The organism is Achromobacter spanius, assembly GCF_029637605.1.
In the GTDB taxonomy this organism is placed as follows: domain Bacteria; phylum Pseudomonadota; class Gammaproteobacteria; order Burkholderiales; family Burkholderiaceae_B; genus Achromobacter; species Achromobacter spanius_E.
The window spans coordinates 2,971,442-2,995,011 of sequence record NZ_CP121261.1; the positions used below are offsets into that span (position 1 = coordinate 2,971,442).

Annotated in this window: 22 protein-coding genes; 15 read left to right on the forward strand and 7 right to left on the reverse strand. The window is 65.2% G+C overall.

All coding sequences use genetic code 11. The annotated features are described in order from the left end of the window. Nucleotides 1-20 precede the first annotated feature (20 nt). The 3 genes from P8T11_RS13210 to P8T11_RS13220 are packed head-to-tail and all read right to left on the reverse strand — an operon-like array spanning nucleotide 21 to nucleotide 3,064. The gene (locus P8T11_RS13210; RefSeq protein ID WP_268081521.1) at nucleotides 21-899 is read right to left on the reverse strand and encodes an ABC transporter ATP-binding protein; all 879 of its coding nucleotides are present in this window, start codon (nucleotides 897-899) and stop codon (nucleotides 21-23) included. 4 nt (nucleotides 900-903) lie between these two features. Next, nucleotides 904-1,737, reverse strand: a complete 834-nt coding sequence (gene ntrB, locus P8T11_RS13215; RefSeq protein ID WP_268081520.1) for a nitrate ABC transporter permease — start codon at nucleotides 1,735-1,737, stop codon at nucleotides 904-906. 25 nt (nucleotides 1,738-1,762) lie between these two features. Further along, entirely contained in the window at nucleotides 1,763-3,064 is a 1,302-nt protein-coding gene (locus P8T11_RS13220) for a CmpA/NrtA family ABC transporter substrate-binding protein (protein WP_268081519.1), read from the reverse strand. Between the two features lie 393 nt (nucleotides 3,065-3,457). On the opposite strand from P8T11_RS13220, the gene P8T11_RS13225 reads away from it, so the two are divergent. Both P8T11_RS13225 and cysG read left to right on the forward strand, forming a co-directional pair. Beyond that, nucleotides 3,458-4,039 (forward strand): ANTAR domain-containing response regulator, encoded by a 582-nt coding sequence (locus P8T11_RS13225; RefSeq protein WP_268081518.1) that lies wholly within the window; start codon nucleotides 3,458-3,460, stop codon nucleotides 4,037-4,039. 122 nt (nucleotides 4,040-4,161) lie between these two features. After that, nucleotides 4,162-5,568 (forward strand): siroheme synthase CysG, encoded by a 1,407-nt coding sequence (gene cysG, locus P8T11_RS13230; protein WP_268081517.1) that lies wholly within the window; start codon nucleotides 4,162-4,164, stop codon nucleotides 5,566-5,568. 26 nt (nucleotides 5,569-5,594) lie between these two features. On the opposite strand, the gene upp is transcribed toward cysG, so the two are convergent. Together upp and dacB are read right to left on the reverse strand one after the other, a co-directional pair. Further along, nucleotides 5,595-6,233: a uracil phosphoribosyltransferase gene (gene upp, locus P8T11_RS13235; protein ID WP_050448260.1), complete on the reverse strand. Its 639-nt coding sequence runs from the start codon at nucleotides 6,231-6,233 to the stop codon at nucleotides 5,595-5,597. 97 nt (nucleotides 6,234-6,330) lie between these two features. Next, nucleotides 6,331-7,779 (reverse strand): D-alanyl-D-alanine carboxypeptidase/D-alanyl-D-alanine endopeptidase, encoded by a 1,449-nt coding sequence (gene dacB, locus P8T11_RS13240; protein ID WP_268081516.1) that lies wholly within the window; start codon nucleotides 7,777-7,779, stop codon nucleotides 6,331-6,333. Nucleotides 7,780-7,962: 183 nt separating this feature from the next. Between dacB and queA the strand changes: the two genes are divergently transcribed. From queA to P8T11_RS13280, 8 genes are all read left to right on the forward strand, one after another. Further along, nucleotides 7,963-9,021, forward strand: a complete 1,059-nt coding sequence (queA, locus tag P8T11_RS13245) for a tRNA preQ1(34) S-adenosylmethionine ribosyltransferase-isomerase QueA (protein WP_268081515.1) — start codon at nucleotides 7,963-7,965, stop codon at nucleotides 9,019-9,021. Continuing rightward, the gene (gene tgt / locus P8T11_RS13250; protein ID WP_268081513.1) at nucleotides 9,018-10,154 is read left to right on the forward strand and encodes a tRNA guanosine(34) transglycosylase Tgt; all 1,137 of its coding nucleotides are present in this window, start codon (nucleotides 9,018-9,020) and stop codon (nucleotides 10,152-10,154) included. The genes queA and tgt overlap by 4 nt, the downstream gene beginning before the upstream one ends. 247 nt (nucleotides 10,155-10,401) lie before the next feature. Then, nucleotides 10,402-10,746 (forward strand): preprotein translocase subunit YajC, encoded by a 345-nt coding sequence (yajC, locus tag P8T11_RS13255; RefSeq protein WP_006221220.1) that lies wholly within the window; start codon nucleotides 10,402-10,404, stop codon nucleotides 10,744-10,746. Nucleotides 10,747-10,859: 113 nt separating this feature from the next. Next, nucleotides 10,860-12,740: a protein translocase subunit SecD gene (gene secD, locus P8T11_RS13260; RefSeq protein WP_268081511.1), complete on the forward strand. Its 1,881-nt coding sequence runs from the start codon at nucleotides 10,860-10,862 to the stop codon at nucleotides 12,738-12,740. A 55-nt stretch (nucleotides 12,741-12,795) separates the two neighbouring features. Continuing rightward, nucleotides 12,796-13,731, forward strand: coding sequence for a protein translocase subunit SecF (gene secF, locus P8T11_RS13265; protein ID WP_050448255.1), 936 nt, complete (start codon nucleotides 12,796-12,798; stop codon nucleotides 13,729-13,731). 215 nt (nucleotides 13,732-13,946) lie between these two features. Beyond that, nucleotides 13,947-14,264, forward strand: a complete 318-nt coding sequence (locus tag P8T11_RS13270) for a helix-turn-helix domain-containing protein (RefSeq protein WP_268081510.1) — start codon at nucleotides 13,947-13,949, stop codon at nucleotides 14,262-14,264. Between the two features lie 73 nt (nucleotides 14,265-14,337). Then, complete coding sequence (locus P8T11_RS13275; RefSeq protein WP_268081509.1) at nucleotides 14,338-15,015, forward strand: VOC family protein; 678 nt, start codon at nucleotides 14,338-14,340, stop codon at nucleotides 15,013-15,015. A gap of 30 nt (nucleotides 15,016-15,045) precedes the next feature. Beyond that, on the forward strand, nucleotides 15,046-15,780 hold the full coding sequence (locus P8T11_RS13280; protein ID WP_268081508.1) for an alanyl-tRNA editing protein: 735 nt from the start codon (nucleotides 15,046-15,048) through the stop codon (nucleotides 15,778-15,780). Between the two features lie 66 nt (nucleotides 15,781-15,846). On the opposite strand, the gene P8T11_RS13285 is transcribed toward P8T11_RS13280, so the two are convergent. Continuing rightward, complete coding sequence (locus tag P8T11_RS13285; protein ID WP_268081507.1) at nucleotides 15,847-16,614, reverse strand: phosphatase PAP2 family protein; 768 nt, start codon at nucleotides 16,612-16,614, stop codon at nucleotides 15,847-15,849. A 172-nt stretch (nucleotides 16,615-16,786) separates the two neighbouring features. Between P8T11_RS13285 and miaB the strand changes: the two genes are divergently transcribed. The 5 genes from miaB (at nucleotide 16,787) to lnt (ending at nucleotide 22,433) form a co-directional block, all read left to right on the forward strand. Next, nucleotides 16,787-18,238 (forward strand): tRNA (N6-isopentenyl adenosine(37)-C2)-methylthiotransferase MiaB, encoded by a 1,452-nt coding sequence (miaB, locus tag P8T11_RS13290; protein ID WP_268081506.1) that lies wholly within the window; start codon nucleotides 16,787-16,789, stop codon nucleotides 18,236-18,238. Next, nucleotides 18,235-19,257, forward strand: a complete 1,023-nt coding sequence (locus tag P8T11_RS13295; protein WP_268081505.1) for a PhoH family protein — start codon at nucleotides 18,235-18,237, stop codon at nucleotides 19,255-19,257. Before miaB ends, P8T11_RS13295 begins: the two co-directional genes overlap by 4 nt. Beyond that, on the forward strand, nucleotides 19,247-19,723 hold the full coding sequence (gene ybeY / locus P8T11_RS13300; RefSeq protein WP_268081504.1) for an rRNA maturation RNase YbeY: 477 nt from the start codon (nucleotides 19,247-19,249) through the stop codon (nucleotides 19,721-19,723). Before P8T11_RS13295 ends, ybeY begins: the two co-directional genes overlap by 11 nt. A 194-nt stretch (nucleotides 19,724-19,917) precedes the next feature. After that, nucleotides 19,918-20,808, forward strand: a complete 891-nt coding sequence (locus P8T11_RS13305; protein ID WP_268081503.1) for an HlyC/CorC family transporter — start codon at nucleotides 19,918-19,920, stop codon at nucleotides 20,806-20,808. Continuing rightward, nucleotides 20,805-22,433: an apolipoprotein N-acyltransferase gene (gene lnt / locus P8T11_RS13310; protein WP_268081502.1), complete on the forward strand. Its 1,629-nt coding sequence runs from the start codon at nucleotides 20,805-20,807 to the stop codon at nucleotides 22,431-22,433. Before P8T11_RS13305 ends, lnt begins: the two co-directional genes overlap by 4 nt. A 57-nt stretch (nucleotides 22,434-22,490) precedes the next feature. Here lnt and P8T11_RS13315 read toward each other — a convergent pair whose 3' ends face one another. Next, nucleotides 22,491-23,546, reverse strand: a complete 1,056-nt coding sequence (locus P8T11_RS13315) for an aldo/keto reductase (RefSeq protein ID WP_268081501.1) — start codon at nucleotides 23,544-23,546, stop codon at nucleotides 22,491-22,493. Nucleotides 23,547-23,570 lie beyond the last annotated feature (24 nt).

The window sequence follows — 23,570 nt, forward strand, 5'->3', positions numbered from 1 at the left end:
GTGCTCTCCTGTGCCGCCGTTCAGGCGACGGCGCGAACGGCGTCGTCGCGGGATTCCAAGGCCTCGGCTTCGCGTTCCAGTTCGGCGTTGATATCAGCGGCGGCTTGCGAACGTTCCGGGTTGCCATGGCGGCGATGCAGGAAGTCCACGACCGACGCGCGGCAGGCCAGATACATGGCGTCGTTGGCCAGCCGCACGCGGTCACGCGGGCGCGGCAAAGGCACGGACAGGATGTCGCCAATGGTGGCGGCCGGGCCGTTGGTCAGCATGACGATGCGGTCGGACAGCAGCACGGCCTCGTCCACGTCGTGCGTGACCATGATGGTGGTGGTGCGCGTCTTGGCCACGATCTTCAGCAGCTCGTCCTGCAGATGCGCGCGCGTCAACGCATCCAACGCGCCAAAGGGTTCGTCCATGAGCAGCACGCCGGGCTCAATGGCCAAGGCGCGCGCGATGCCCACGCGCTGCTTCATGCCGCCTGAAATTTCACGCGGCAGTTTGTTTTGCGCTGGCAGCAGCCCCACCAGTTCAAGCGCCGCCCGCGTGCGCTGCTCCAGTTGCGGGCGCTTTTCCGTGGAACCGAACACGCGCTCCACCGCCAGGTAAACGTTCTGGAAGCACGTGAGCCAAGGCAGCAACGAATGGTTCTGGAACACCACAGCGCGGTCGGGACCGGGCCCGGTGATCTCGCGCTCGGCGCACAGCAGCACGCCACGGCTTGGCCGGGTCAAGCCCGCGATCAAATTCAACAAGGTCGATTTGCCGCAGCCGGAATGGCCGATCAGGGTAATGAACTCCCCCTGCTCGACCGTCAGGTCGATATCGCGCAGCGCCACGAAGTCGCCCTTGCGGGTGTGGAAGGTCTGGCCCACGTTTTCGATGCGAACGAATTTCTTCATGGCGCTATTCCTCGGTGTAGGTGAAGCGGCGGGCCAGGGCCACCAACAGGGTTTCCAACAGCAAGCCCACAATGCCGATTAGAAAAATGGCAATGACGATGTGCTCGACCTTCAGGTTGTTCCATTCATCCCACAGCCAGAAGCCGATACCCGTGCCCCCGGTCAGCATTTCGGCTGCCACGATCACCAGCCAGGCGGTGCCGATGGACAGGCGCACGCCCGTCAGCACATAGGGCAGCACGGCGGGCAGCAGCACTTTCGTGGTCAGCTTCCATTCGGACAGGTTCAGCACCCGCGCCACGTTCAGGTAGTCCTGCGGCACGCGCGACACGCCCACCGCGGTATTGATGATCATCGGCCAGATCGAACAGATGAAAATCGCCCAGATCGCGGCAGGGTCCGCGGCCTTGAACAGCAGCAGCCCCAGCGGCAGCCAGGCCAGCGGCGACACCGGCCGCAACAGGCTGACGATGGGGGAGAACATGGCGTTGATGGCGGCATAGCGCCCGATGGCGAAGCCCGCGGGAATACCGATCACCGCCGCCAGGCCAAAGCCGATGGCCACGCGCTCCAGCGAGGCCACAAGGTTCCAGCCTATGCCCTTGTCGTTGGGGCCGTTGTCGTAGAACGGGTCGGAAAACAGCGTCACGGCGGCATGCCAGGTCACCCCCGGCGTGGGGATCTCTGGAATCTGCATCGCGATCACCTGCCACATCAGCACAAACAACGCGAAGCCGGCCACCGGTCCGGCCACGGCTTTCAGCGCGGATTCCAGTTTCTCGCGGCCAGCGGCAACCAGTGCTTCGCCGCGGCCCACAGTCGTTACGGTAGAAGTCATAGCAAGCCCTCTTGTGGTTTTCCGGTCAGACCTTGACCTTGAATCCGTCGGCATAGGCCGCCGGGTTGCTGCCGTCCCACTTCACCCCGTCGATCAGCGTTGACGTGCGCGTTTCGCTGGTGGGCAGCGCCACGCCCGCGGCTTGCGCGGCCTGCTTGTAGAGGTCGATGCGGTTGATCTGCTTGGCCACCGCCAGGTAGTCCGGGTGCTCTTTCAAGAGGCCCCAGCGCTTGTGCTGCGTCAGGAACCACATGCCGTCGCTCAGGTACGGAAAGTTGGCCGATCCGTCGGCGTAAAAGCGCATGGCGTGCTCGTCCGTCCAGGTCTTGCCCAGGCCGTCCTGGTACTTGCCCAGCATGCGGTCCACGATGCCACTGGCGTCCGTGTTCACGTAGGACTTGGCGGCGATGGTTTCGGCCGTCTTCTGACGGTTGGCGGGCGAGGCGTCGATCCACTTGCCGGCCTCGAGGATGGCCGCGGTGACGGCGCGCGCCGTGTTCGGATTGCGCGCCACGAAATCCGCGCTGGTACCCAGCACCTTTTCGGGATGGTCCTGCCAGATGTCCTGCGAGGTCACGGCGGTAAAGCCGATCTTGTCCATGATGGTGCGCGCGCCCCAGGGCTCGCCCACGCAGAAGCCGTCCATATTGCCCACGCGCATGTTCGCCACCATCTGGGGCGGCGGCACGGTGATGACCTTGGCGTCTTTCATCGGGTTGATGCCATAGGCGGCCAGCCAGTAATACAGCCACATGGCGTGCGTGCCGGTCGGGAAGGTCTGCGCGAAGGTGTATTCGCGCTTGTCCGACGCCATCAGCTTGGCCAGCGATTCGCCGTCGCGCGCCCCACCTTCCAACACCTTGTTCGATAGCGAGATCGCCTGGCCGTTCTGATTCAGGCTCATCAAGACCGCCATGTCCTTCTTGGGGCCGCCGATGCCCAGGTGCACGCCGTACACCAGCCCATACAGCACGTGCGCCATATCGAGCTCGCCGTTCAGCAGCTTGTCGCGCACGGCCGCCCACGAGGCTTCCTTGGAAGGCGTGATGGTCACGCCGTATTTCTTGTCGATGCCCAGCACCGACGCCATCACCACCGATGCGCAATCGGTCAGTGGAATAAAGCCGATCTTCACCTCGGTCTTTTCCGGCGCGTCCGTGCCGGCCGCCCAGGCGCCGGCGCGCACCAGCGGATCAACCAGAGACAGCAGGCCGGCGCCCGCCACCGCGCGCGCCGTACCGCTCAACCACTTGCGGCGGCTGGCATTGGCACCCGCGTCCGCATGGGGGGCAAGGTCGGATGAGGGGCTACGTTGTACTGGCGTCATGCATGGCTCCTGGCAAAAAAAAACGTCCCGCGCGCCATGGAACCCAGTCCATTGGCGCAGCGGAACGTCGTTGTCCCTTGCCGCGTAGTGCGGCGCGTTGCGTCGGCGACCGCCGTTGGCCGCCCGATATCACTCAAGCAAACGCTGTGCCAGGCGCGTGGAAAATGCCCCTGAACACCCGGCAGGCCGCGCCGGCATTGGCGTTGCGATGAATCACGCATCACCGCGGCGTTGCCACCGTGTGCGCGGCGGAACCAAGTTGGTGCGCAATGCGTTGCGGCGGCGCACCAACGCTGTGCCGTCCACGCCCTGCCGCTGTGCGCGGCAAACTCGCCGCGCGTGCAATCCGGGATGGCATGGAACTTGCATGCACGACAGCATCGGGGGGATCACATGCTGAAGGTCATGCTGCTGAATGATGGCGAGGGACGCGCGGCGTCGCTGCGGCAAACGCTTGCCGCGGCCGGCGTACACGTGGTCTCGGAAGTGGCCCCCGGCACCGACCTGGCCACCGCCATCGCCCAGGCCGCCCCGGACGTGGTGCTGATCGACAGCGACGCCCCCGGGCGCGACACCCTGGAAAACGTCTGTGTGGCCAGCGCGCACAGTGATCGGCCAGTGGTGATGTTCACCGATGACGGCAACCGCGACACCATCCGCACCGCGTTGCGCGCGGGCGTGGCCGCATATGTGGTGGGCGACGTGTCGGCCGCCCGCATCGAACCCCTGCTGACCGTGGCGATTGAACGCTTCGCCATGGAAAAGTCGCGGCGCGAGGAACTGCGCGACGCGCAACTGCGGCTGGCCGAGCGCCAGTGGGTGGAAAAGGCCAAGGGCATCTTGATGAAGACGCGCTCGATTCCGGAAGAGGAAGCGCACCGGCTATTGCGTGACCGCGCCATGCAAAGCCAGAAGCGGTTGGGCGAGGTGGCCCGCGAAGTCGTCGAAATGAGCCAATGGTTGGGCAGCGCCTGACCAGATAAGTTCTGAATATAAGTTCTAGATATAAGGATTCAAGAAATCAAAAGTTGTGGGGATGTAAGCCCGTCCCTATCATCGGCTGATATTTTGCCGGGTACGCCCGAGGCGGGCACAAGATGAAGCTTTTCCCGATTTTTGCTGATCTGAAGGGTCGGCGGGTGCTGGTGGTGGGCGGTGGCGCGGTGGCCGAGCGCAAGACGCTCGCGCTATTGGAAGCCATGGCCGACGTGGTGGTGGGCGCGCCGGAACTGACCCCGGCACTGACCGAGCTGGCGGCGCAGGGCCGCATCCGCCACCTGGCCGGCCGGTTCAACCCCGACTGGCTGAACGATGTGTGGCTGGTGGTGGCCGCCACGGACGACCGCGGCGCCAATGCCGAGGTCTCCGACGCCGCCAGCGCGCGACGCATTTTTGCCAATGTGGTGGACGACCCTGAACTGTCCTCGTTCCAGGTGCCCTCCATTGTTGACCGCTCGCCCGTCATCGTGGCGATCTCGTCGTCGGGCGTGGCGCCCGTGCTGGCGCGCCGCGTGCGCGAGCGCATCGAATCCCTGTTCGACCATACGCTGGGCCAACTGGCCGCGCTGGCCGCGACCTACCGCAAGCGCATCCGCGCCAGCCATCCCGACCTGGGCGCGCGCCGCCGCTTCTACGACTGGTTGCTGGACGGCCCCGTGGCGGGCCTGCTGCGCCAGCAGCAAGCCGCGCAGGCCGAAGCCGCGCTGACCCAGGCGCTGGACACGCCGCTGGCCCCGGCCGAGGGCAGCGTGGTGCTGGTGGGTGCGGGGCCGGGCGATCCCGGCCTGCTGACCCTGAAAGCGCTGCGCGCCTTGAACGAAGCCGACGTCATACTGTACGACCGCCTGGTCAGCGACGACGTGATGTCGCTGGCGCGCCGCGACGCCGAACGCATTGCCGTGGGCAAGCTGCCCGGTGAAAACCACCACGCCACCCAAGCCCGCATCCATGCCCTGCTGGTGGAACACGCGCAGGCGGGCCGCCGGGTGGTGCGCTTGAAAGGTGGCGACGCGTTCATCTTTGGCCGGGGCGGCGAAGAACTGGAGTATCTGCGTGCGCACCGGGTGCGCTTCGAGGTGGTGCCAGGCATCACGGCCGCGCTGGCCTGTGCCGCCTATGCCGGCATTCCGCTGACGCACCGCGAGCATGCACAGTCGGTGCGGCTGATCACGGCGCACTGCCGGGAAGACGAAGACAACCTGGATTGGCCCGCGCTGGCGCGTGAAAAGCAGACGCTGGCGTTCTATATGGGCGTGGGACAGCTAGACCTGCTGACCCGCCGCCTGCTGGCTCATGGCCGTGCGGCCGACACGCCGTTCGCGCTGATTGAAAACGGCAGCCGGCCGGAACAGCGCGTGCTGTCGGGCACGCTGGAAGCGCTGCCACGCCTGGCGGCCGAACACACCATCCGGTCCCCCGCCCTGTTGATCGTGGGTGAAGTGGCGGGGTTGGCGTCGCGCTTGCAATGGTTTGGCCAGCATATCGAGGGCGCGAGCGGCGCGTAGCCGCTTGCATCGCCCCCGCGCTTGCCTTAGATCGCCTTCTGGTTCGTGCCGAAAATGCGGTCGCCCGCATCGCCCAGGCCGGGCATGATGTAGCCGTGTTCGTTCAGGCCGTCATCGATGGACGCCGTATAGATGTGCACGTCGGGGTGCTTGGCCAGCACGGTATCGATGCCCACGGGCGCGGCCACCAACACCAGCGCGCGGATTTCCTTGCAGCCAGCGCGCTTGAGCAGATCAATGGCGGCAACCATCGAGCCGCCGGTCGCCAGCATGGGGTCCACGATCAGCGCCAAGCGTTGGTCCAGTTCACCGACCAGGCGTTCCAGGTACGTATGGGCTTCCAGTGTTTCTTCGTTGCGGGCCACGCCCACCACGCTGACCTTGGCGCCGGGGATCAAGCTGAGCACCCCGTCCAACATACCGATGCCGGCGCGCAAGATGGGCACCACGGTGACCTTCTTGCCGGCGATTTTCTCAACCTGGACCTCACCACACCAGCCCTGGACGGTGGCAGGTTCCAAGGGCAGGTCCTTGGACGCTTCGTACGTCAGCAGCGCGCCCACTTCCTGCGACAACTCCCGAAAGCTCTTGGTGCTGAGGTCGGCGCGACGCATGATTCCGAGCTTGTGGCGGATCAGCGGATGGCGGATTTCGTGCACGGGCATGTGCGTAATTCTCCAGAATATTGAAATACAGGGGGTGTCGCCTCAGGCCATTTTCGAGCCATAGCTGAGGATCGTAATCGGTTTGGAAAAAAAAGCCCTATTGTTCTGCAAGCCAGGCGATGAGGGCGTCGTCAAAGGCGCGAACGGCGCCCGCCTGCTCGTGGTTCACGATGCTGACCACCACGTAGCGCTTGCCGCTGGCGCCCAGCACGTACCCGGCGATGGCGCGCACGTCGCGCAGCGAGCCGGTCTTCAGGTGGGCCATGCCCTGCGTGCCGTCACCCTTCAGGCGGCGGCGCACCGTGCCGTCGACCCCGGCAATGGCGAACGATGAAATGTATTCGGGCATGACCGGCGAATTCCACGCCACGGTCAGCATCGACGCCAGGCTGTCGGCCGACACCCGGGCCTCGCGCGACAGGCCCGCGCCGTTGTCGATGATCAGTTCGGGCATGTCCAACCCCTGCTTGACCAGCGCGCCCTTGGCCACGGCCTCGCTGCTGGTCACGGTGGCGGGCCGGCGGCCGCGCTCGGCGCCCAGGGTCAGCAGCAGCGTGCGCGCCATGACGTTGTTGCTGCGCTTGTTGATCTGGCGGATCACTTCCGCCAGCGTCGGCGAATCGTGCGAGGCCAGCACCACCGCATCGGCCGGCACCATGCCGGACTTGACCTGCCCCTTGAACGTGCCACCCAGCTCTTTCCAGAGCAGGCGGAAGATTTCGGTGGCGTATTCGGGCTGCGACAAGGCCAGACGGTACAGGCTGAATTCCCCGCACGAACCCGCCACTTTGCCGCCCAGGCGGATCGTGACGCCCTGCTGGGTGATCAGCGGCTCGGTCGTGACCACGGGTGGGCCAGGGCAACGGATGTCGCTCCATTCCACGCTGCCCTCGATTTTCAAGCCAGGCAGGGGCGGATCAATCAGCGGCACCCATTTGTGCGCGGCCGGGTCCGGCGTGAACAGCAGGCGCTGCGCGCCAAAGCCCACCATCAGCGCATCGGGGCTGGCGTTGTAGGCGCGGTCGGGCGCGCCATCGAAGGCGCCGGGGTCGGTGGCAACCTGGCCGAAGATGCTGCGGTCGATGATCAAGTCATTGATCTGCTTGACCCCGCGCAGACGCAACTCGCGCAACAGGGCCCACAGGTCTTGCATCAAAAATTGGGGGTCACCGCCGGCCCGCAAATACAAGGGGCCGGAGAGCACGCCACGGGCGTCGGGCCGGGCGCCGGGCGCGGTCATGAATTCGGTACGCCAGACGTAATTGGGGCCAAGTTCCGACAGCGCGGTCCAGGTCGTCACCAGCTTCATCACCGATGCGGGGTTGCGGGGTTCCTTGGCGTTCAGCGCCACCATGCGCGGCCCGCCCAGTTCCTGTACCACCAGCGACAGCGAACTGTCGGGCAACTTGGTGGCCTTCCAGGCCCGGATGACGTCCGGCGGCAAGCCCTGGACTTGCGCAAAGGCGGTGCCCGCCGACAAGGCCAGCAGCCCGCCGGCCAGCCATTGCCTGAGTCCGCCCACCCGCTTTTTCGCTTGTCCCGTCATGCCCTGTCCACCTTGTTGCCCGTACTGCAAAACCGAGAGCATACAAAACCTGGGACGGTTACGGGCGCCCCGCTGTTCCGGCCCTGATAACCTTCGCCTTTACAATAGCCGGTTGCCCCAAGCCCGCCCGGCTGCCCCAGCCCACGTTTTCCGGGCCGCCCTTACTGACAGACAGATACCCGCGTGACCCAGTCCCTGACCGTTTCCGATTTCAATTACGAGCTGCCGCCCGAGCTTATCGCGCAGACGCCCGCCGCCCAACGCACGGGCAGCCGCCTGCTGCATCTGGACGCCGCCAGCCAATTGCACGACCGCCAGTTCGCCGACCTGACCGATTTGCTGCGCCCCAACGACCTGCTGGTGTTCAACGACACCCGCGTCATCAAGGCACGCTTGGGCGGCCACAAGATTACCGGTGGCAAGGTCGAGGTACTGGTCGAACGCATCACCGAATCCGACCGCGTCCTGGCCCACGTGCGCGCCAGCAAATCGCCCGGGCCCGGCATGGTGCTGCGCCTGGCCGAGGCCTTCGAGGCCACCGTGCTGGGCCGCGAAGGCGAGCTCTTCGACATCCGCTTCCCCGGCCCCGTGCTGGACTTGCTGGACGCCCATGGCGCCACCCCGCTGCCGCCCTACATCACGCACGCGGCCGACGCGGGCGACGACGACCGCTATCAAACCGTCTATGCCCGCGAACCCGGCGCGGTTGCCGCCCCCACGGCCGGCCTGCACTTTGACCAGCCCACGCTGGACCGTCTGGCCGACCTGGGTATCGAACGCGCTTTTGTCACGCTGCACGTCGGCGCGGGCACGTTCCAGCCGGTGCGGGTCGACAACCTGGCCGACCACATCATGCACGCCGAGTGGTTCACGGTGCCCCAGGCAACCGTGGACGCCATTGCCGCTACCCGCGCCAAGGGCGGCCGCGTCATCGCCGTGGGCACCACCAGTGTGCGCGCGCTGGAATCCGCCGCCGCGCAGACCGAAGGCCGCACGGCGCCCGGCCTGCCCCTGGCCGCCGCCCAGGGCGATACCCGCCTGTTCATCACGCCCGGCTACCAGTACCGCGTCGTGGACGCCCTGGTCACCAACTTCCACCTTCCCCAGTCAACCCTGCTGATGCTGGTGTCGGCGCTGGCCGGCGTCGAGCCGATCCGCCGCGCCTACGCCCACGCGGTGGCCCAGCGCTACCGCTTCTTCAGCTATGGCGACGCCATGTTTATCGAGTCTTCCGCCCCATGACCGGTCTGAATTTTGAACTGCTCGCCACTGACGGCGGCGCCCGCCGCGGCCGCATCACGCTGAACCATGGCGTGGTCGAGACGCCCATCTTCATGCCCGTGGGCACCTATGGCAGCGTCAAGGCCATGATGCCGCACGAGCTGAAGGAAATCGGCTCGCAGATCGTGCTGGGCAACACGTTCCACCTGTGGCTGCGCCCGGGCACGGACATCATGGAAAAGCATGGCGGCCTGCATGGCTTCATGCAATGGGACAAACCCATCCTGACCGACTCGGGCGGTTTCCAGGTGTTCAGCCTGCAGGGCATGCGCAAGATCACCGAGGAAGGCGTGAAGTTCGCCTCGCCCATCGACGGCGCGCGCCTGTTCCTGACGCCCGAAGAATCCATGCGCATCCAGCGTTCGCTGAATTCCGACATCGTCATGGTCTTCGATGAATGCACGCCGTATGAAATCGACGGCCGCCCCGCCACGGTTGAAGAAGCCGCGCGCTCGATGCGCATGTCCTTGCGCTGGGCGCGCCGCTCGCGCGACGAATTCGACCGCCTGGGCAACCCGAACGCGCTGTTCGGCATCGTCCAGGGCGGCATGTATGAATCGCTGCGCGATGAATCCCTGGCGGGCCTGCAGGACATCGGCTTCCATGGCTACGCCATCGGCGGGCTATCGGTAGGCGAGCCCAAGGAAGACATGATGCGCATCCTGGCGCACGTCACGCCGAAGCTGCCGGCCCAGGCGCCACGCTACCTGATGGGCGTGGGCACGCCGGAAGACCTGGTCGAGGGCGTGAGCCGTGGCGTGGACATGTTCGACTGCGTCATGCCCACTCGCAACGCCCGCAACGGCTGGCTGTTCACCCGCTTTGGCGACGTCAAGATCCGCAACGCCAAGTACCGCGACGACACCCGCCCGCTGGACCCCAGTTGCACCTGCCACACCTGCGCCAATTTCTCGCGCGCCTATCTGCACCATCTGCAGCGGGCCAACGAGATCACCGGCGCGCGCCTGAACACGCTGCACAATCTGCATTTCTATCTGACTATCATGAAGGAAATGCGCGAAGCCATCGCCGAAGGCCGTTTCGACGCCTGGCGCGCGCAGTTCGCCGCGGACCGTGCCCGCGGCATCGAGTAGTCGGGCTTTCCCTGAGGGGGCTTTTCTATTGGGATTTCGTCCCCATAGATTGGGATCCCCCCCTAGTGAAAGGCCGGCAATAAGATGGATACAATAGCCGGCTTGCCCTATCCATGGCTCGCGCGGGGATGGGCGCATAACAAGACAGCTAGTGGGTACGGCGATGTTTCGTAGTTACATAGAGAACTCGGGCATGGCCGTCCGTAGCAACAAACAACCCAAACAGACTTAAACGCAGGAGAATTCAATGTCCGTTATCGATACCGCAAGCCTCGTCGTGGCTCAAGCCGCCGCCCCTGAAGGTAATGCGCTGATGGGCATGCTGCCCATCGTCCTGATGTTCGTGATCCTCTACTTCCTGATGATCCGTCCGCAGATGAAGCGTCAGAAAGAACACCGCAACCTGATCGCCGCCCTGGCCAAGGGTGACGAAGTGGTCACCGCCGGCGGCATGCTGGGCAAGGTCACCAAAGTCAATGACAGCTACGTGACCGTTGAAGTGTCCGAACTGGCCGACAAGCCCGTCGAAGTCATCATGCAGAAGTCGTCGGTTTCGACCGTGCTTCCTAAAGGAACCATCAAGGCCCTTTAAGCGTCTAATAGGAGCCCCATCGGGCTCTTCTTACGTTTGATGGGACCCACCGCCGCCCGCCGCGTTCATCGCCCGGGCGGCCCTTTTATCACCCTGACATGAAGTAGCCGGCAATGAACCGCTATCCCCTCTGGAAGTACATTACGGTCCTGATCGCGGTCATCATTGGCCTGCTGTACACGCTTCCCAATTTCTACGGCGAGTCCCCCGCGGTCCAGGTTTCCAGCGCCAAGGCCACCATCAAGGTGGATCCGGCCATGCTGAACCGGGTCGAACAAATCCTGACCGACGCCAAGATCCCGAACGAAGGCGTCTTCTACGAACAAAACGGCACGCTCGGCACCGTGCGCGCCCGCTTCACGTCGACCGACCTGCAACTGCAGGCCCGTGACCTGATCGAAAAATCCCTGAACACCGTCGCCGACGACCCGCACTACACCGTGGCGCTGAACCTGCTGCCCGCGTCGCCCCCCTGGATGCGCGCCCTGGGCTGGTTCGCCCCCAAGCCCATGTACCTGGGCCTGGACTTGCGCGGCGGCGTGCACTTCCTGCTGCAGGTCGACATGCAGGGCGCGCTGACGGCCCGCTACGACTCGCTGGCCGCCGATGTGCGTTCCGTGCTGCGTGACCAGAAGGTCAACGTGGCCAGCGTTGAACGCTCGGGCATGGGCGTTGCCGCCACCTTCGCCAACAACGACGACCGCGACCGCGCCATCGCCACCCTGCGCACCCGCCTGCCCGACCTGGAATTCACGGAACGCGAAGAAGGCGGCAAGCCGCTGCTGCTGGGCGCCCTGAATCCCGCCGCCGTCCAGCGCGTGCAGGACTCCGCGCTGAAGCAGAACATCAACACCCTGCATAACCGCATCAACGAACTGGGCGTGGCCGAACCGGTCATCCAGCAACAGGGTACGGACCGCATCGTGGTGCAACTGCCCGGCGTGCAGGACGTGGCCAAGGCCAAGGAACTGCTGGGTCGCACCGCCACGCTCGAAATCCGCATGGTTGACGACTCCCCCACTGCGCAAGCCGCGCTGCTGGGTGGCACCGTGCCCTTCGGCCTGGAACGCTACAACGACCGCGACGGCCGCCCGATCCTGGTTCGCCGCCAAGTCGTGCTGACGGGTGAAAACCTGCAAGACGCCCAGCCCGGCCGCGACTCGCAAACCCAGCAAGCCGCCGTCCACCTGACGTTGGACTCCAAGGGCGCGCGCATCTTCCGCGACGTCACCCGCGACAACATCGGCAAGCGCATGGCCATCCTGCTGTTTGAAAACGGCAAGGGCGAAGTGGTCACGGCGCCGGTCATCCGCAGCGAAATCGCGGGCGGCCAGGTGCAGATCTCGGGCAGCATGAGCTCGGAAGAAGCCGCCGACACCGCGCTGCTGCTGCGCGCGGGCGCGCTGGCCGCGCCGATGTCCATCATCGAAGAACGCACCATCGGCCCAAGCCTGGGCGCCGACAACATCTCGAAGGGCTTCCATTCGACGCTGTACGGTTTCCTGGCCATTGCCGCGTTCATCATGCTGTACTACCGCCTGTTCGGCGTGTTCTCCACAGTGGGCCTGACGCTGAACGTGCTGCTGCTGCTGGCGCTCTTGTCCATGCTGCAGGCCACGCTGACCTTGCCGGGTATCGCCGCCATTGCGCTGACCCTGGGCATGGCGATTGACTCGAACGTGCTGATCAACGAGCGGATACGCGAAGAACTGCGCGCCGGGGCTTCCCCGCAGCAGGCCATTCACCAAGGTTTTGAACGCGCCTGGGGCACGATTCTTGACTCGAACCTCACGACGCTCATCGTCGGCCTGGCGCTGCTGGCCTTCGGTTCGGGTCCGATCCGGGGCTTCGCGGTGGTGCACTGCCTGGGCATCCTGACGTCGATGTTCTCGTCGGTGGTGGGCGTGCGCGCCCTGGCCAACCTGTACTACGGCCGCAAGAAGAAGCTCACCACGATCTCCATCGGCGAAGTCTGGAAACCGAAGGCAAACTGACAATAAGGCGGGTGGCGCGCAGCCATCCGCCGTAGAAAAGAACCGAAGGCGAAAAATGGAATTCTTCCGTATTCACCGCACCATCCCGTTCATGCGCCACGCTTTGGTGCTGAACATCATCAGTCTCATCACGTTCGTCCTGGCGGTCTTCTTCATCGTCACGCGCGGCTTTCACCTGTCGATCGAATTCACCGGCGGCACGGTCATGGAAGTCAACTACGCCCAGACGGCACAGCTTGAAAACGTGCGCGGCGTGGTGTCCAAGCTGGGCTACACCGACTTCCAGGTGCAGAACTTCGGCACCTCGCACGACGTCATGATCCGCCTGCCGCTGCAGGAAGGCCAAACGTCGGCCACCCAAAGCGAAAGCGTGCTGGCCGCCCTGAAGGCCGCGGACTCGGGCGTGGAACTGCGCCGCGTGGAATTCGTGGGGCCGCAGATCGGCCAGGAGCTTCTGCACAACGGCTTGATGGCCCTGCTGGTGGTGGTCATCGGCATCATGGTGTATCTGGGCTTCCGCTTCGAATGGAAGTTCTCCGTCGCCGGCGTGATCGCCAACCTGCACGACGTGGTGATCATCCTGGGCTTCTTCGCCTTCTTCCAGTGGGAGTTCTCGCTGTCGGTGTTGGCGGGCGTGCTGGCGGTGCTGGGGTACTCGGTGAACGAATCCGTGGTCATCATGGATCGCATTCGCGAAAACTTCCGCAAGTACCGCAAGGCCGACACGCAGGAAGTCATCAACAGCGCCATCACCCAGACCATCTCGCGGACCATCATCACCCACGGTTCGACGCAGATGATGGTGCTGGCCATGCTGTTCTTCGGCGGCCCCACCCTGCACTACTTCGCCCTGGCCCTGACCATCGGCATCTGGTTCGGCATCTATTCGTCGGTGTTCGTCGCTGCCGCGCTGGCTATGTGGATGGGCGTCAAGCGCGAAGACCTGATCAAGCCGGTCAAGAAGGAAGGCGAAGAAGGCGAAGTCGCCTGATCCTGATCTGTCCCAGGCTCCAGACAAAAACCCGTCGCTCGCGCGACGGGTTTTTGCTTTCTGCTTTTCCTGCTTCTAACTAGGGAATGCCTCGGCGACTACGAATGGCGCCCTGAGCCAGGGAACTACCCAATTTAATGCCGGAAGACGCATTGATATATATACCCGAACTGGTATATTCGACCCAGCATATCTTCCTACAGCAATAACCATCCATGAATCAACCCTCAAACCCTGGCACCAAGAACGTCCTCTACGACCTCGGTTTTGAAGACGCCGCCGACCTTACCGCCAAAGTGCAATTGGCCATGAAGCTCAATGACCTGATCGATAAGCGCGGGCTGAATCAGACCGACGTCGCGGCACTGACCGGGATGACGCAGCCCAAGGTGTCTCAAATTCGCCGCTACAAATTGCTGAACATCTCACTGGAACGGCTCATGCAAGCCCTGGTTGCCCTGGATCAGCATGTTGAAATCCGGGTGCGCAAAGCGCGGCAATCCGACACGGCCGGCATTACCGTCACGGCCTGATCCGCACTGTACCGTCCGCTCTCGTCATGCTGTACGGGTACGAATCCTTCCACATTCGCTACCATAGACCACCATGAAACTCACCATCGATCATCTCGTCATCGCCGCGGCGGACCTTGCCAGCGGTACGGAATATGTCGCGGGCCTGCTGGGCATTGCGCCCCAGGGCGGCGGCGCGCATCCGCGCATGGGCACCCACAACCGCGTGCTGGGCATGGCGGACGGCGTGTATCTGGAGGTCATCGCGATTGATCCCGATGCGCCCGCGCCCGAGCGCCCCCGCTGGTTCGGGCTGGACCAGGGCGACATGCGCGCGCGGCTGGAACAGGGGCCTTTCCTGGCGCACTGGGCGGCGCGCGTGGAAGCGCCGCTGGACCTGACCCGCATGCAGGCCGAACACCCGGAACGCATCGCCCCCGTCATCCCCATGACGCGCGGCGATCTGCGCTGGCGGCTGACGGTGCCAGACGACGGCAGCCTGCCCGCCTGGCGCGAAGCGGGCCACGCGGCGGGTGACGGCCTGCTGCCCACGCTGATCCAATGGGACGTGGACGCCTACCCCGGCGTCAGCCTGCCGCGCCAACCCTTGAAGCTGGTGCGCCTGACCGGTTGCCATCCGCAGGCGGGCCTGCTGCGCCAAGGGCTGACCTGGATGGGAGCCGACACCCTGATCGACCTGGAACAGACCGACGGGCCGCCGCGCCTGAGCGCGCTGATCGACACGCCGCAAGGGCAGAAGACCCTGGCGTAACGCGCCCCCCTTACAAACCGGAGACCCCGCATGTCCGCTGCCCACCCGACCGCCACCCAGAAACGTTTCGACGACGAACCCTACCTGGACCATTGCAAGGCCACCATCATTGCCGTCAGCCCCGAAGGCGTCGAGCTGGACGAGACCATCTGCTACGCGCGCAGCGGTGGCCAGGCGGGCGACAGCGGCACGCTGACCCTGTCTGATGGGCGTGTGCTGACCGTGGCTGACACGGTCTACGCGGACGACCGCCAGCGCATCCTGCACGTACTGGCCTTGGCCGAGGGCGACGCGGCCCCGCAAGTGGGCGACCGCGTCACCGTGGCCATCGACTGGCCGCGCCGCCATCGCCTGATGCGCCTGCACACCTGCCTGCACTTGCTGGGGGCTTTGGTGCCCGCGCCCGTCACGGGATGCAGCATCTCGCCCGACTCCGCGCGCATCGATTTCGACCTGCCCGAATCCACATTGGAAAAGGGCGAACTGACCGAGCGCCTGAACGCCCTGATCAACCGAAGCCTGGACGTTGCCGTGAACGGCATCACGCCCGAAGAACTGGCCGCGCAGCCCGACCTGGTGCGCACCATCGGCGCGGCGCCGCCGGCTGGCACGGCCAAGATCCGCATCATTGACATCCCGGGCGTGGACCGCCAGCCCTGTGGCGGCACCCATGTGCGCAACACCAGCGAAATCGGTGCGGTGGCTATCACCAAGATCGAAAAGAAAAGCCGCACGAACCGCCGCGTGGTCGTCAATTTCGCCTGACACTTATGAATGAAAAAGGCCGCGATGATCATCATCGCGGCCTTTGCTTTTATCCAACGCGCCTGCTCAGGCTTTCTTCCACCAGCGCCACGGCGCGCGCAGCGGCCATTGGTACTGGCTGCCCAGCACACGCGGCGCCAGCATGTGTCCCACCACGAAGGCGATGCCCGCCGCCGTCATCACATCCGACAAGTAATGGTCCAGGTTGACCAGGCGGCTCATCGCCACCAGCACGGCCAACAGCAGGAAGACCACGCGCCAGCGCGGGGCCAGGATACTGAGCACGACGGCCACGGCGAACGCCGCATACGTGTGGCTGGACGGAAACGAATTGAACTGCTGCACGCGCGAAAAGGATTCGCCCAGGCCGTAGATGCCTTTCTCAAAAAACAACTCGGGACGCGCCCGCGCCACCGAACGTTTAAGCACTAGCACAATCAGGCCGCCCACCGCCAGGGTCGACAGCATCAACAGGCTGCCGCGCGCCATGCTGGCGTAGCTCATGCGCAGCGGGTTGCTCCAGCCGCGCGCCAGGCCAATCAGGCCGATCACGTAAAACCCCAGCGCCACGCCAATGTACGGGCCGCTTTCGCCCAATTCCCCGATCCATTCGAAGGACAGGTTCACGCCGTCCGACACGGACCGCTGAATCCAGACCGCCAGCGGCAGATCGACCCAGCGCGCGCAGGCACCGGCCACCAGCGCCAACACCGCGGCAAGCAGCAGCCATGTCACCAGGGAGACAGGGGGGCGGATCGGGTTCTGCGGTGACAGGCCAGGCGCGGCAGGGGCCACGGAAACGGCGGCCCGGGGTGCCAGGGGATCGGGATTCATCGGTAACGCTCAAGGAGAATAAGAAATATTACTGTCGGCTTAAAACCAGCCGGCTCGCTATCGTAACGGCACCCGCACGCTCGGCAAAGAAACAATTTCCACGCAAGGGTTAAAATCCCGCCTTTCCACCTCATTGAAGCCCCCGGGATCTACACCCGTCACGGCGACCATCATGCAAGCTACCTCCCTGAAGCGCGGCAACGCGCCCGGCGATGGCACCCCCGCCGCGCCCGTCCTTGACACTCCCGCCGCTGACGCCGGCACCGGTTCCCCCCGCAAGCTGTACATCCGCACCTTTGGCTGCCAGATGAACGAGTACGACTCGGACAAGATGGCCGACGTGCTGCGCGGCGACCAGGGCCTGGAACTGACCGACAACCCGGAAGAGGCCGACGTCATCCTGTTCAACACCTGTTCGGTGCGTGAAAAGGCGCAGGAAAAAGTGTTTTCGGACCTGGGCCGGGTGCAGCACCTGAAGAAGACCAATCCGAACCTGGTGATCGGCGTGGGCGGCTGCGTGGCCAGCCAGGAAGGCGCCGCCATCGTCAAGCGCGCCCCGTACGTGGACGTGGTGTTCGGGCCGCAGACGCTGCATCGCCTGCCTGACCTGATCGCGCGCCGCCGTGCCGAAGGCCGCTCGCAGGTGGACATCAGCTTTCCGGAAATCGAAAAATTCGACAACATGCCGCCCCCGCGCGTTGACGGCGCCACGGCATTCGTGTCCATCATGGAAGGCTGTAGCAAGTACTGCAGCTTCTGCGTCGTGCCGTACACGCGCGGCGAGGAAGTCTCGCGCCCGTTCGAGGACGTGCTGATCGAAGTGGCCGACCTGGCCGACCAGGGCGTGAAGGAAGTGACGCTGCTGGGCCAGAACGTGAACGCCTATCGCGGCAAGATGGAAGGCACGGACGAGATCGCCGACTTCGCCATGCTGCTGGAATACGTGCACGAAATTCCCGGCATCGAGCGCATCCGCTACACGACCTCGCACCCCAAGGAAATGACCCAGCGCATGGTGGACGCCTACGCCCGCCTGCCCAAGCTGGTGTCGTTTTTGCACCTGCCCGTGCAAGCCGGTAGCGACCGCGTGCTGGCCGGCATGAAGCGCGGCTACACCACGCTGGAATTCAAGTCGGTGGTGCGGCGCCTGCGCGCGGCCCGCCCCGACCTGACCCTGTCGTCGGACTTCATCGTGGGCTTTCCCGGCGAAACAGAGGAAGACTTTGAAAAGACCATGAAGCTGATCGAGGACGTCGGCTTCGACACCTCGTTCTCGTTCGTCTACTCGCGCCGCCCGGGCACGCCAGCCGCCGACCTGGCTGACGACACGCCGCAAGACGTGAAACTGCGCCGCCTGCAACGCCTGCAAGCGCTGATCAACGAGCAGGCGGCCACCATCGCCCGCAACATGGTCGGCACCCGCCAGCGCCTGCTGGTCGAAGGCCCGTCGCGCCGCGACCCCAACGAACTGATGGGACGCACCGAGAACAACCGCATCGTGAATTTCGCCGCGCCCGCGCGGCTCATCGGACAAATGGTCGACGTCATCATCACCGAAGCGCACACGAATTCGTTGCGCGCCCGCGTGGCCGATGTGGACCGCGTTCCCCAAGAGGCCGAATGACCACTCCCCGTTCCCGCGCCCGTCGCAGCATGCCCGCCGTCGTCAACCTGGACGGCGACAACACCCACCTGGCCAACCTGTGCGGCCCGCTGGACGAAAATTTGCGTCAGCTTGCCGATGGCATGGAAGTGAAGCTTTCGCGCCGCGGCAGCCGCGTCACCATCGAGGGCGAACGGGCTGAGCTGGCCGGCCGCGTGTTGCGGCGCTTTCACGAACAGGCCGTGCACCGCGCCCTGTCGGTGGATGACATCCAGTTGGGCCTGGTTGAAATCGGCGTCGGCCGCCAGGAAGACAAGCAGGAAGCCCAGCCCCCCGAAGCCGACCCGCTGCCCGCCCTGGACGACGAAAGCGACGGCATCGCGCTGCGCACCAAGCGCAGCGACCTGCGCCCGCGCACGCCGCGCCAGCGCGACTACCTGAACAACATCCTGAAGCACGACATCACGTTCGGCGTTGGCCCGGCCGGTACCGGCAAGACCTGGCTGGCGGTGGCCTGCGCCATTGACGCCATGGAGCGCGACACGGTGCAACGGCTGGTGCTGACCCGGCCCGCCGTCGAAGCCGGCGAGCGCCTGGGCTTCCTGCCCGGCGACCTGGCCCAGAAGGTGGACCCGTATCTGCGCCCGCTGTACGACGCGCTGTATGACCTGATGGGCTTTGAGAAGGTGCAGCGGCTGTTTGAAAAGCAGACCATCGAAATCGCGCCGCTGGCCTATATGCGTGGCCGCACACTGAACCACGCGTTCGTCATCCTGGACGAAGCGCAGAACACCACGCCGGAACAAATGAAAATGTTCCTGACGCGGATCGGTTTCGGCAGCAAGGCCGTCATTACCGGCGACCCCTCGCAGGTGGACCTGCCGCGCGGCCAGGACAGCGGCCTGGCCCACGCGGTCAAGGTGCTTGAAGACGTGCAAGGCATCGCCACCACCCGCTTCACCAGCCGCGACGTCGTGCGCCACCCCTTGGTGGCCCGCATCGTCGACGCCTACGACCGCGCCTCTGAAAATGAAGCCTGAGCTGTCCCTGTCCGTGCAATACGGGGTGGAAGAGCCGCGCCTGCCCCGCTGGCGCCTGCGCCGCTGGGCCGAGCGCGCGCTGGCGGCCGCCGCCGACGATGGCCTGGTGGATTTCTCGGCCGCCGAACTCAGCCTGCGCCTGGTCGGCGCGGCCGAGGGTCGCCGTCTGAACCGTGACTTTCGCGAACGCGACTACGCCACCAACGTGCTCACCTTTGAGTACGGCGTGGACCCCGTGGGCGTGGCGCGCGGCGATATCGTGATGTGCGTGCCCGTGCTGGTGCGCGAGGCCCGCGAGCAGCGCAAGCCCTTGCTTGAACATGCCGCCCACCTGACCATCCATGGCGTGCTGCATTCGCTGGGCTATGACCACATCAAGGCGCGCGACGCCAAGCGCATGGAAGCGCTGGAAACGGCCACGCTAGCGCGGATGGGCATCAACGACCCGTACGTCGTCGCCGACTGAAGCTCATAGGCGTGGGTTGAACGTGGGGGATTCAGCGTGGGCCCGGAGGTTCGGGTCTACCCCTACGAATCTTATGAAAATGGCGGGCAGCAAGGCGCAGATGCCGTTGTTTGGCCCCATTTTCGTGGCCGTCGTAACAAAAGGCGGTTCAGTTTCGGTTATGCTGGCCCCTCCATAACTTGTCCTCCCGGACGATGTCTGACCCTTACCCTGCTCCTGAAGCGACCACTGCTCGCTCATCCAAACCCGCAACCAAATCCCTTCTAGACCGCCTGCTTTCCCTTGTGCGCCGAGAGCCCGAGGACCGCGAAGGCATCAAGGCCATTCTGGAAGCCGCCCACGATCGCCACCTGCTGGACGCCGAGTCCTACAAGATGATCAAGGGTGCGCTGGCCGTGTCCGAAGGCACCGTCGGCGACATCATGGTTCCCCGCTCGCGCATGGATCTGCTGGACGTCACGCAGCCCATCCCCTATCTGGTGGCCTCGGTGATCGAAACCGCGCATTCGCGGTTCCCGGTCTACGAGGGCGACCGCGACAACATCATCGGCATCCTGCTGGCCAAGGATCTGCTGCGCTGCATGCTGGAACCCGGCATCGAATTGCGCACGCTGGTCCGCCCTGCCGTGTTCATTCCCGAATCCAAGCGCCTGAACGTGCTGCTGCATGAATTCCGCGCCAGCCGTAACCACCAGGCCATCGTCATCGATGAGCACGGCGGTATTTCGGGCCTGGTCACGATGGAAGACGTGCTGGAACAAATCGTCGGTGAAATCGAGGACGAATTCGACGAAACCGAGGAAGACGAGATCTTCCCCGAAGGCGAAAACCAGTGGCGCGTCATGGCGGCCACCGACATCTCGCACTTCAACGAGGTGTTCGGCTGCGCCTTGCCGGATGACGAATACGACAGCGTCGGCGGTTGGATGGGCGGCCAGTTGGGCCGCATTCCGCGCCGTGGCGACGTCGCCGAATTCGACGGCCTGCGCCTGGAGGTGGCCCGGGGCGACGCCCGCCGCGCCATCTGGCTGCGCGTCAAGCGCAACGTGCCCGCCCAAACCTCCCACTCCACCAACGACGAATGAGCCGTATCCCGCGCAGCACCCTCCTGCGCGGTGCCGCCGGCTTGACGCTGGCCGGCGCCGTGCACGCCCTGACCTTCGCGCCCGGCCCATTGCCCGACTGGGCATTGGCGATTACCCAGATCCTGATGCTGGCTATCGCGGCGCGCGTCACGCTGACGGCGCCGTCGGCCAGGCAGGCCTGGATGCGTGGCTGGCTGTTCGGCTTCGCCACCTATGCGGTGGGCCTGTACTGGCTGTTCATCAGCATGCATCGCTACGGCGATCTGGCCGCGCCACTGGCCGTGGCCGGCGTGCTGGCCTTGTCCGCCTTCCTGGCCTTGTTTCCCGCCACGGCCAGCGCGCTGACGCGCCGCTATGCCCCCCTGAGCGCCGACGCCACGCCTCTGGGAATTCTTGCGTCCACCCTGGCCTGGGCCGCGATGTGGGGCGGCTTCGAATGGTTGCGCGCGGTATTGCTGACCGGCTTTCCGTGGCTGAACATCGGCTACGCACAGGTGGACAGCCCCATCGCCGGCTGGGCGCCGATTCTGGGCGTGCATGGCATGGCGTTCATCGCCGCCTTCGTCGCGGCGGCGATCGCCACCTTGTGGCAACCGTCCCGCAAGAAAGCCATGGATTCGCGCCAGGCCATGGCGGCCGGCATCGCGGTGGCGCTGGCCGCTGTCGGCTGGCCACTGTCCCGCATGGACTGGTCCGCACCCACGGGCGACCCGCTCAACGTGCGCTTGATCCAGGGCAACATCGAACAGTCGCAGAAATTTGATCCGGCCTTGCTGGAACAAAGCCTGGTGCGCCATCTGGAAATGACGGCCTTGCCGCCTGCCCAGGGCGTGCCCGCGCCGCAACTGGTGATCCTGCCCGAAACGGTGCTGCCCATTTTCCAAGACCAATTGGATCCGCGCGTCTGGGACGCCTGGCGCGGCGTGGCCGCCCGAGGCAACATGACGATCGCCATGGGCGTGCCCTTGCACGACCGCGTGGACGGCCGCGACCGCTACACCAACAGCGTCATGGGCTTTGACGGCAACACGCCGGTCGAACAACTGGTGCGTGGCAACACCGCCATGCGCTACGACAAGCGCCATCTGGTGCCGTGGGGCGAATACGTGCCGCCGGGATTCCACTGGTTCGTCGAGCTGTTGAACATGCCACTGGGCGATTTCGATCGCGGCGCCGCGCGGCAGACGCCGTTTGCGGTGGGCGGCCAGCACATCGCCTTCAACATCTGCTACGAAGACCTGTTCGGCCCCGATCTGCTGCCCGCGTTGCAGACCGGCGCCAATGGCGAGCCCGGTGCCACCATCCTGGTCAACGTCAGCAACCTGGGCTGGTTCGGCAATTCGTGGGCCTTGCGCCAGCATTTGCAGATCGGCCGCCTGCGCACCATCGAAACCGCGCGCCCCATGCTGACGGCCACCAATACCGGCATCACCGCCGCTATCGATGCCAAGGGCCATGTCGCCGCACAGCTAGCGCCGTTGCAGCCGGGTGTGCTGCCGGTGTCGGTCCAGGGCATGACGGGGCTGACCCCTTATGCGCGTTTTGGCGACAAACTGGCGTTGGCGCTGATGGGCCTGGTGCTGATCGCCGCCATCGGCGGCCATCGCAAGGCGCGCCAGGGCTGATCGGCCCCGGGGGGCCAGACCTGGGATTAGGTCCAGCCCCAGACCCAGGCTCCAGACCTAGGCGAACAGGTTGGCCGGCAATCGGCCGCTGTCGTCGGGCGGGCGCACGGGCCCGGCGCCCGCACCGGTCAGTTCAATCGCTTCCGCCACGGCGTCCATGTCGTCGCTATCCAACTCCAATTCCGCCGCGCCCAGCAAACCGTTGACCTGCGCGGCGCTGCGCGCGCCCACGATCGCCCCGGTGACGCCGGGCCAGGCCAGCGTCCACGCGGCGGCAACGGCGGCCACCGTGGTGCCATGGCGCTCAGCGATGGGTTTCAAGGCATCGGCCAGCGCCAGGTTTCGATCCAGGTTGGGCGGCGAAAACTCCGCATTGCGGGCACGCCAGTCGTCTGGCGGCAGGGTACGCGCGCGCTCGGCGGAAAACGCACCGCTCAACAAGCCGGATTGCAGGGGGCTGTAGACGATCACGCCGATGTCGTGCTCGGCGCACCACGGGATCAGGTCAGTGGCGGCAGCGCGCTGGATCGCTGAAAACGGCGGCTGCAAGGAATCCACGTGGCCCAGCGACTCGGCATCCTGGACCTGCGCCAGGTTGTGGTTCGACAGGCCGATCGCGCCCACCTTGCCTTCCTGCTTCAAGTCCAGCAGCGCTTGCCAATAGGTTTCGATCGGCGTGCCGTCGCCAGCCGGCCAGTGCATTTGATAAAGGTCGATGCGTTCCACACCCAGACGGCGCAGAGAGCCCTCGATTTCGCGACGGATGCTGGCGGGCGCGCCGGTGCGCCGAGGCATCGCCTGGGGGTTGTCGGCCGACCAGGTCAGACCGCATTTGGTGAACACGTAGGGCCTTTCGCTCGGCCCCATCTGCGCTAGCGCGCGGCGTACGATCTCTTCGGAATGTCCCAGCCCGTAGACCGCCGCGGTGTCGATCCAGTTGATGCCCCGGTCTACCGCCAGGCGGATCGCCGCGATGGAGTCGGCGTCGTCCTGCGGCCCCCACCCCACCGCCCAGCCGTTGCCACCGATTGCCCACGCGCCCAGACCGATCCGCGTAATGGCCATGCCGCTGCGGCCAAGCGGCCGAGTGGGAAACGAAGTCTTCGTGCTCATGCGTGAATTCTCGATGTTGTCGCG

Excerpts from the sequence above, each read along its gene's own strand:
- secF (WP_050448255.1), top strand. The coding sequence starts at position 12,796 with ATGGAATTCTTCCGTATTCACCGCACCATCCCGTTCATGCGCCACGCT.
- lnt (WP_268081502.1), top strand. The coding sequence starts at position 20,805 with ATGAGCCGTATCCCGCGCAGCACCCTCCTGCGCGGTGCCGCCGGCTTG.
- cysG (WP_268081517.1), top strand. The coding sequence starts at position 4,162 with ATGAAGCTTTTCCCGATTTTTGCTGATCTGAAGGGTCGGCGGGTGCTG.
- yajC (WP_006221220.1), top strand. The coding sequence starts at position 10,402 with ATGTCCGTTATCGATACCGCAAGCCTCGTCGTGGCTCAAGCCGCCGCC.
- P8T11_RS13220 (WP_268081519.1), bottom strand. The coding sequence starts at position 3,064 with ATGACGCCAGTACAACGTAGCCCCTCATCCGACCTTGCCCCCCATGCG.
- miaB (WP_268081506.1), top strand. The coding sequence starts at position 16,787 with ATGCAAGCTACCTCCCTGAAGCGCGGCAACGCGCCCGGCGATGGCACC.
- P8T11_RS13295 (WP_268081505.1), top strand. The coding sequence starts at position 18,235 with ATGACCACTCCCCGTTCCCGCGCCCGTCGCAGCATGCCCGCCGTCGTC.
- ntrB (WP_268081520.1), bottom strand. The coding sequence starts at position 1,737 with ATGACTTCTACCGTAACGACTGTGGGCCGCGGCGAAGCACTGGTTGCC.
- tgt (WP_268081513.1), top strand. The coding sequence starts at position 9,018 with ATGACCGGTCTGAATTTTGAACTGCTCGCCACTGACGGCGGCGCCCGC.
- P8T11_RS13270 (WP_268081510.1), top strand. The coding sequence starts at position 13,947 with ATGAATCAACCCTCAAACCCTGGCACCAAGAACGTCCTCTACGACCTC.
- P8T11_RS13225 (WP_268081518.1), top strand. The coding sequence starts at position 3,458 with ATGCTGAAGGTCATGCTGCTGAATGATGGCGAGGGACGCGCGGCGTCG.
- P8T11_RS13210 (WP_268081521.1), bottom strand. The coding sequence starts at position 899 with ATGAAGAAATTCGTTCGCATCGAAAACGTGGGCCAGACCTTCCACACC.
- P8T11_RS13275 (WP_268081509.1), top strand. The coding sequence starts at position 14,338 with ATGAAACTCACCATCGATCATCTCGTCATCGCCGCGGCGGACCTTGCC.
- P8T11_RS13305 (WP_268081503.1), top strand. The coding sequence starts at position 19,918 with ATGTCTGACCCTTACCCTGCTCCTGAAGCGACCACTGCTCGCTCATCC.
- upp (WP_050448260.1), bottom strand. The coding sequence starts at position 6,233 with ATGCCCGTGCACGAAATCCGCCATCCGCTGATCCGCCACAAGCTCGGA.
- secD (WP_268081511.1), top strand. The coding sequence starts at position 10,860 with ATGAACCGCTATCCCCTCTGGAAGTACATTACGGTCCTGATCGCGGTC.
- P8T11_RS13280 (WP_268081508.1), top strand. The coding sequence starts at position 15,046 with ATGTCCGCTGCCCACCCGACCGCCACCCAGAAACGTTTCGACGACGAA.
- P8T11_RS13315 (WP_268081501.1), bottom strand. The coding sequence starts at position 23,546 with ATGAGCACGAAGACTTCGTTTCCCACTCGGCCGCTTGGCCGCAGCGGC.
- P8T11_RS13285 (WP_268081507.1), bottom strand. The coding sequence starts at position 16,614 with ATGAATCCCGATCCCCTGGCACCCCGGGCCGCCGTTTCCGTGGCCCCT.
- dacB (WP_268081516.1), bottom strand. The coding sequence starts at position 7,779 with ATGACGGGACAAGCGAAAAAGCGGGTGGGCGGACTCAGGCAATGGCTG.
- ybeY (WP_268081504.1), top strand. The coding sequence starts at position 19,247 with ATGAAGCCTGAGCTGTCCCTGTCCGTGCAATACGGGGTGGAAGAGCCG.